The sequence below is a fragment of the Methylomonas lenta genome (assembly GCF_001644015.1).
Lineage (GTDB): Bacteria > Pseudomonadota > Gammaproteobacteria > Methylococcales > Methylomonadaceae > Methylomonas > Methylomonas lenta.
The window spans coordinates 94,452-102,289 of the sequence record NZ_LUUI01000092.1 but is presented as its reverse complement, the minus strand read 5'-3'; the positions used below and the strand labels follow the sequence as shown (position 1 = coordinate 102,289).

Genomic DNA, 7,838 nt, shown 5'->3' with positions numbered 1-7,838 from the left:
AGGAATGCGCATGAAACAAGATCGTCAGCTGTAGGTGCGAATTTATTCGCACTGTGCGGATAAATCTGCACCTACAGAAGATTCTTGCATATGATATTCCATGCATATTCCTAAGGGCTTGATTCGGTGTTGCGCCATCAATAATCGGTGGTTGGCGGCGGCGTCTTGGTCTATGCTTGCAGCCGACCGGTTCGGCACGCCAATCTTGCCATACCGCAAAAATCATCGCATTCCAGCCGGATGAAAAGGACAAGTCGTTTATGATCATGTCATCGCGCCACGGTTTAATCGGAAGATTAGCCACTCTACTGTGTTTAATGTTGCTATTGTCGGCTTGCCGGGAGCAAACCCACAGCGCAGCGGTGCCATCTATCTATCTGCTAAACCATCAACACTGGACCACGGTATTGGTGTTGAATTTTACCGATGCCATCGCACCGCCGGAAGACAACGGCGAACCATTAACCGAAGCTCACCCGCAACTGCAGCCGGCTATCGAAGGCGAATGGCGTTGGCAAGATCCATCGCGACTAGTGTTTTTCCCCAAGCAGCAAACCCTCGCCCCTGACATCGATTTAAAAATCTCACTCAAAGACCTGAAGCTGCATCCCAGCTATAGCCTAGAAAAAACCGAGCTGAAATTTCATACGCCAGAACTGCAGGTGATACGCCAGCAGTGCCGTTGGATGGACACGGACCAGGCGCCGTTACGTCGATCGCTGGAATTTTTAGTGGAACTGAATTATCCATTGGCCAAGCCCATTTTCAGCGCCGCTCTGGCCAACGGCAGCGCGATTGCTATGCATGCTGACGACGGGGCACGCATCATGGCAGTCAGTGATCCCTTGCTGCGCCCCGCCGAAGACTCCAGTATCAAGGCGGTGTTTGTGGCCGGCAGCGTGCAGTTGCTGACAGCCGATCCAAAACTGGTCGAACTGGCCGAATTGGCAAACGGTGCGGAATGTGAATTTCCGCTTAAACGCAGCGATTGGGATAAAACCGATGCCAAGCAAACGCCAATCGTTAATGGCATAGCGGTCGATAGAATCGACGATAAGTTGCTGATCTCCTTAAAAGGACAGGCGCTGACCGAATCGGCCACTAAGCTGAATGCCGGCAAACCGGTTACTGCCGGTATCGCCATCAGTCCGGCCATCGAAGGCAGCTGGCATTATGGCGAAGCGGCGGCTGGCGCCGATTTGGTCTTTACGCCGAAATCGGCGGATTTATTGAAGCCAGGTTCACGTTATCAAGTGACGGTCGAAAAAGCGGCTTTCCCGAATCTGAGTTTCGAAAAGCCGCAATACAGTGCCGAACTGAATATGCCGGAGATGGCGGCAAATATCCTCTCTGTGCAACTCTACAGCGATCCGCAAGCACCGAAAATCAAACGAGTGACGGCCAGTCTGGCATTCAGCTATCCGCCGCAACGCGACAGTCTGGCCGCCAAGACCGCACTGTGGTCGCGGACCTTGCCGGCCAAAAGCTTTGATAATGCCTTGGCCTTTGAAATCAGTTACGACGAAAAGCATCCCAAACTGGCTTATTTGAAATCCGCACCGATAGAAATCGGCGCTGCGCCCAGCGAAATCAAGATCGTGCTCGACAAAAGCATAGTCGCGGCTATAGGCGGCGAACCCAGCAAGCGGGATACCCACAGCAGCATAAGTATTCCCAGCGCGCAGGATTACCTGCAAGTCACAGAACTGGAACTCAATAGCGTGATTAAGGAAGACGACAGCATCGAGCGGCTGATCGTATTGAAAACCACCGTGCCGCTGAAAAACCCCACCGAGCTGGAGCATGCCGTTCAGGTGTATATTTTGCCGGATTGCGCGCTTAAAAATCCTCAGCGGCCGAAGTTTTGTGCGCAAAAAGAAGTGACTGAATGGCAAAGCCCCAATCAGGTCGATGCCGAAGTGCTGAAAGCCGCCACGCCGGTAGCCGTTAAGTGGAGCGATGCCGATAGCGAGGATAAAACCCTTCAGCACATGAATTTCACCGCGCCGGAGAACAAGCAATTACTGGTTGTGGTGAACAAAGGTCTGGAAAGCATAGACGGTTTTCGCTTAAGCAAAGATGCCCGTTATCTGAAAGAATTGGGCGCTAATAAACGTGAGTTGAAGATATTGCATGAAGGCTCTTTACTGAGTTTAAGCGGCGATAAAAAACTCGGCGTCACCACCCGTGGTATCAATCAGGTCAAGGTGCAATTGCAACGCATCCTGCCGCACAACATGCATCATTTGGTGCAGTTCACCTCCGGCAGTTTCCAAAATCCGGATTTCAATTTGCCGATAGAGCATTTTGCTGAAAAATTCAGTTACGACGAGATTTTGCCGGCCGGCCAGGATATGCAGCGGCAGTATTTTGCAGTGGATTTTGCCCGCTTTAGCAAAAATAACGGCTATCCGCCGCGCGGTTTGTTTATCCTGTCTGTGGCTGAGAAAAAGCCCGAGCCGGCCGAGAATTGTCAGAGTTTGGAGGCGGCCGATGACAACGCCGACGAAAACCAGGCAAATGCTGAAAGCGAAGCGGGCGGCTCGGAACAAAATGGTTGCGATGCGGATACCGATGACGAAGTCGATCAGGACAAACGACTGGTGTTGCTTACTGACATGGGGTTGCTGGCCAAAACCGCTGCCGACGGCAAGCAGACTGTATTCGTGATGTCGTTCCGTAGCGGTCAGCCGGTGGCTGGCGCGCAGGTATCGCTGTTGGGCATGAACGGGGTAGCGGTATTCAGCGGCAAAACCGACGCGCAAGGTCAAGTCAGCTTTCCGACCACCGAAGGTTTAAAAGCCGAAAAAACTCCTACCGTGTATCTGGCTGAAAAGGATGGCGATTTGTCGTTCTTGCCGTTTAATCGCGACAACCGGCAGTTGGATGTGTCCCGCTTCGATATTGATGGTCTGCACGACAGTGCCGACAGCTTGCAAGCCTATTTGTTTTCCGATCGCGGCATTTATCGGCCCGGCGATACGGTCAATATCGGTCTGATTTTGCGCAAGCGCGATTGGTCAACATTGCCGGTCGGTTTGCCGCTGAAAGCCGTGATCCGCGATCCTGAAATGCAGGAAGTCTGGAGCCGGACCATAGGCTTCGGCGCCGAAGGCTTCGAGGAAATCAGCTGGACCAGTCCGACGGCGGGTAAAACCGGTACCTATCGAATCGAACTGATCGTGGCCGATAAAAGCAAAAAATCCCTGGGCAGCACTCGGGTACGGGTGGAGGAATTCCAGCCTGACCGTTTGCAAGTCAAAACCGAACTGCTGGCGGCACCGGCCAAGGGCTGGATTACTGCCGACGGCGCAAAAGCGCGCATCACGGTGCGTAATTTATTCGGCACCGCAGCCGAAGGTAATATCGCCAAACTGGAGTTGACCGCCCGACCTTGGGTAGGGCAGGTGCCGGGTTACAGCGATTACCGCTTCCGCAGATCGGCACCGGAGAACATTCCCGATACCCCGCAAGCTTTGGGCGAAGTTAAAACCAATGCCGAAGGCGAAGCTATTTTCGATCTGCCGCTGGCCAGTATCGCCGAACCGGTTTATGAGATTTCTCTGGCCGGCGAAGGTTTCGAGAAAGGCTCGGGCCGTTCGGTTATCGCCATGGCCACAGCGCTGGTGTCCAGACAGGCTTATCTGCTGGGCTATAAAGCCGACGGCAGCCTGGATTACATTGCCAAGGATAGTCCGCGCAAACTGAGTTTGCTGGCCTTGGGCGCCGATTTTCAACCGCGCCAAACCGAGACTTTGACAGCGGATATCTACGAAATCCGTTATGTGTCGACCCTGGTCAAGCGCGAAGACGGCTTGTATCAATACCAATCCGTGCAGCGGCAGGAATTGCGCAAAACCGAGTTACTGACTTTAAACAAAGGTATGGCGGACTTTACCCTGCCCAGCGAAAATCCAGGTCGTTTTTATGTATTGTTTAAAAATGCCGACGGCGAAACCTTGAATCGGGTTGATTACACGGTGGCCGGCGACGGCAACGTCACCCGGAACATTGAGCGCAACGCCGAATTGAATCTGACCTTGAACAAAACCGAATACCAGCCCGGCGAAAGCCTGGAAGTACAAATCGTCGCCCCGTATCAAGGCGCCGGCCTGATTACCGTTGAGCAGGATGGGGTGTTGAGCAGTCAGTGGTTCAAGACCAGCACCACGGCCTCCACGCAGAAGATAAGCTTGCCGAATAACATCAGCGGCAATGCCTATCTGTCGGTGGCGTTTGTGCGTTCACTGGATTCGCGGGAAATTTACATGAGCCCGCTCAGTTACGGAGTGGTGCCGTTCAGTATTTCCAAACAGCGTTATACCCAACAGGTTAGCCTAAAAGTGCCGGAAAAAGTCCAACCCGGTACAAACCTGGATGTCAGCTACCAGGTCAAGGAAGCCACCAAGCTGGTGATTTATGCAGTCGACGAAGGTATTTTGCAATTTGCTCATTACAGCAACCCAACGCCACTGGATTATTTTTTCCGTAAACGCGCCTTGCAAGTCAAGAGTCATCAGATTCTGGATTTGATCCTGCCGGATTTCGCCCTGGTGCATAATCTGTCCACACCGGGCGGCGACGAGGATGCGCAGTTGGGTAAATACAAAAATCCCTTCGCCCGTAAACACAAAGCGCCGATGGCATTTTGGTCAGGCATTATCGATGCGCAACCTGGCGAACATACATTATCCATACCGGTGCCGGATTATTTTAACGGCAAGATTCGGGTGATTGCCGTGGCCGTCAATGCCGGTAAACTGGCTGTGCCGGTATCTTATACGGTGGCCGCCCAGGCCTATGTGATTCAGCCGCAGCAGCCTTACGTGGCTGCACCGGGCGACGAATTCGACATGGGCGTGCTGGTCGCCAATAATAGCGAGCAGGCCGGCAAACAAGAATTGCAAGTCAGCGTAGTGGCCGGCGAGGTGCTGGAATTGCTGTCGGCCAATCCGCAAACCCTGAGCTTGGCGCAAGGCCAGGACGGTACGGTACGTTTCCATGCCAGGGTCAAGGATAAACTGGGGCCGGTGAATGTGCGCTATCAGGTCTCGGGTGCTGCTGAAACCGCCGTTTACAGCGAGGAAATGAGTATCCGCCCGTCACAGCCTTTGCTGACCACCTTGCAAGGCGGCGTGCTGAGCGTGGATCAGCAACGTAAAGGTGAAGTACGACAATTGGATTTACAACGCGATATGTACCCGGAACAGCGGCAAACCGAACTGGCGCTGTCGTTAACCCCGGCTGCCTATTTGCGCGGCATCGTGGAATTTTTGAAAAACTACCCGTACGGCTGTACCGAGCAAATCACCAGTCAGGCGTTTCCGGCGGTGGTGCTGGGCGCCAATCCGGAGCTGGGTTTGTCGGCCAAGGACGTGCAAAAACTGTTGGAACGCAGCATCCACACCTTGCAAACCCGGCAAAAGCATGACGGCAGTTTCGGCTATTGGTCGGCGTCGGATGACGGCATGCCGTTTTATTCCATGTACGCCACCCATATGTTGCTGGAAGCCAAGGATCGCGGCCATAACGTGCCGGAATCCATGTTGCAGCGGGCGCTGAGCTATGCCGACGAGTTTGCCCAATCCCGTCAATATAGCCAGGATCAGCATGACGCTAAAGCCTATGCCTTTTACCTGCTGGCCCGCAACGGCCAAAATGTCGCCGAACGACTACGGGCTTTCGAAGCCGATTTGCAGGCGCAAAGCAAAAGCAGCGGTGAACCAATCGCCAGCCGGACACGCTTCTTTATCGGCGCAGCCTACAAACTGCATCATCTGGATCAGGATGCCGAGCGCCATTTTGGCGAAATCCAGCGACAATGGCAGGCCAGCGGCATCTTGCCCAAGGATATGCAAAACAATCCGGAAGACCTGAGCTTGTATTTGTTTCTGGTCGGCAAACACCTGCCGGAGCTGCTGGATATCCAAGATCCTAAATTCGGCGGTTATCTGCTGGAACTAGGCCAGGACTTGGTCGGACAGCGGATGAACTCCTTCCGCGGCTCCATGGCCTTGCTGGGTCTGGGCAGTTTGTGGACCCGTTTCGAGCAAGATCAGCAACAAAGCTTTACCGTACTGGCCGGCACTCCGCTGGCGCAATTGGAACTGCAAGGCAAATCCATCAAAACCGCACTGCTGACGCCGACCAGCCGGCCATTGGAAATACGCGGCGAAGGTAAATGGAGCTTGTATTACCAACTCAGCGAAACCGGCTACGAACGCGCACCGCCCAGTGCCGCGATAGCCAACAAGCTCAGCATCAATCGGCAATTGCTAAACGATAAAGGCGAAACCATAGATCACCTCGGTTTACAAGACAAACTGCACATCCGCATAGCCCTGCATCCGGATCAGGCCATGCAGGATGTGGCAGTAGTGATGCTGATCCCCGGCGGCTTCGAAATCGACCTCAGCGAACACGGTCTGGCCGAACGTAAATCGTTGCCAATCGACAAGAAACCCCTGTGGCAACCGGACTGCATCGACGTGCAAGAGGATAGATTGGTGCTGTTCGGCGATCTGGATGGCGGCGAAAAATACTTCGAGTTTCGTTTGAAACCGTTGAATTCCGGCACTTACCAAGTGCCGTCGGTGTTTGCCGAAGGCATGTACGATACCGAGATTTTGTATCGGGGCTTGGGGGATGTGGTTAAGGTTGAGGAATGATGCGGTTATTGTTCCCATGCTCCGGCGTCACTGCCATTAAGTTAAGGAAGAACAATCCCTTCTCCCTCCGGGAGAAGGTTAGGATGAGGGGATTAAATAAAGCTTTTTTGCCTTATTATAAATCTCCTCTCCCCAACCCTCTCCAGCAGGAGAGGGAGCTTTTTCTTAACTTAATGGCATTGATGCTCCGGCGTGGGAACACGGTGATTAGTCGAGTAGGGTGGGCACGGTTTTTGTGCTCACGTGGAATCAAGGTAAGTGCTCTATATTGGTGGGCAGAAAAGCGTTGCCCACCCTACGCTGTCTGCAACAAATTGATAGTAAAAAAAGGTTCCGCCAGGATGCCAAATTCGCCGGTAATCCATTTGTTCATAATTGCCTGCTTTGCAAATTAAATACGGAGCAATGCCCGTTGCTTATTGCGTCCTAAGCGGGCTGATTTAATGCCGGTTCCCGCTCCGGCGGACAGGGTGGTTTTCTTCGCTTGTCCTATGCATTGCCTCCGATGCTCTTCTGCATGATGTAGTCATCCATGAAAAAACCGCCACCAATATCGCTTTTGACTTCATCTATCACCACAAAGCCACGATGTTTGTACCAATTATTTGCTGCAGCGTTCATTTTATTAACGGTCAGCCAAACGAAAGAGATATTTTCCGCAACACACTTGCTTTCAACAAAATTCAATATCGCTTTACCCGCGCCTTTTCCTCGGGTGACATTTCTTAGGTAAAGCTTGCTAAGCAGCATTTTGTCTTTATTCTTATCAGCGCTCAATCCGATGTATCCCACCGGCTCATTCTCTAGTTTCACGAGATAGTATTCTGCAGCATCAGCAATTTGAGATTTAATCGCAGCTGAACTTTGAAAATTCAACAGCATATATTCAACTTGTTCTTCACCGATGATTTGTACGTAGTGATGTGTCCAAATCTCTCTTGCGAGAGCAGCGACACATTCAATGTCTTCATCCGTCGATACTGTTTCTATTTCAACTGGCAAGTTTGTCTCCATTAAGTCCGGTAGGGTGGGCACGGTTTTTGTGCCCACGCGGAATCAAGGTAAGCGCTTAAATTGGTGGGCAGAAAAGCGTTGCCCGCCCTACACTGTCAACGTCTTTGCGTATTGCAATACCAAGTCTGGTAGGCCTAAACGCCTGTGCAAATGGCA

General features: G+C 52.5%; 2 protein-coding genes. One reads left to right on the top strand and one right to left on the bottom strand.

Annotated elements, in window-relative coordinates; all coding sequences use genetic code 11:
• Nucleotides 1-176 precede the first annotated feature (176 nt).
• On the top strand, nucleotides 177-6,668 hold the full coding sequence (locus A1359_RS08210) for an alpha-2-macroglobulin family protein (RefSeq protein WP_066980782.1): 6,492 nt from the start codon (nucleotides 177-179) through the stop codon (nucleotides 6,666-6,668).
• Between the two features lie 489 nt (nucleotides 6,669-7,157).
• Here the strand turns inward: A1359_RS08210 and A1359_RS08200 are convergent, their stop codons facing one another.
• Complete coding sequence (locus A1359_RS08200) at nucleotides 7,158-7,670, bottom strand: GNAT family N-acetyltransferase (protein ID WP_198159295.1); 513 nt, start codon at nucleotides 7,668-7,670, stop codon at nucleotides 7,158-7,160.
• Nucleotides 7,671-7,838: the final 168 nt, after the last annotated feature.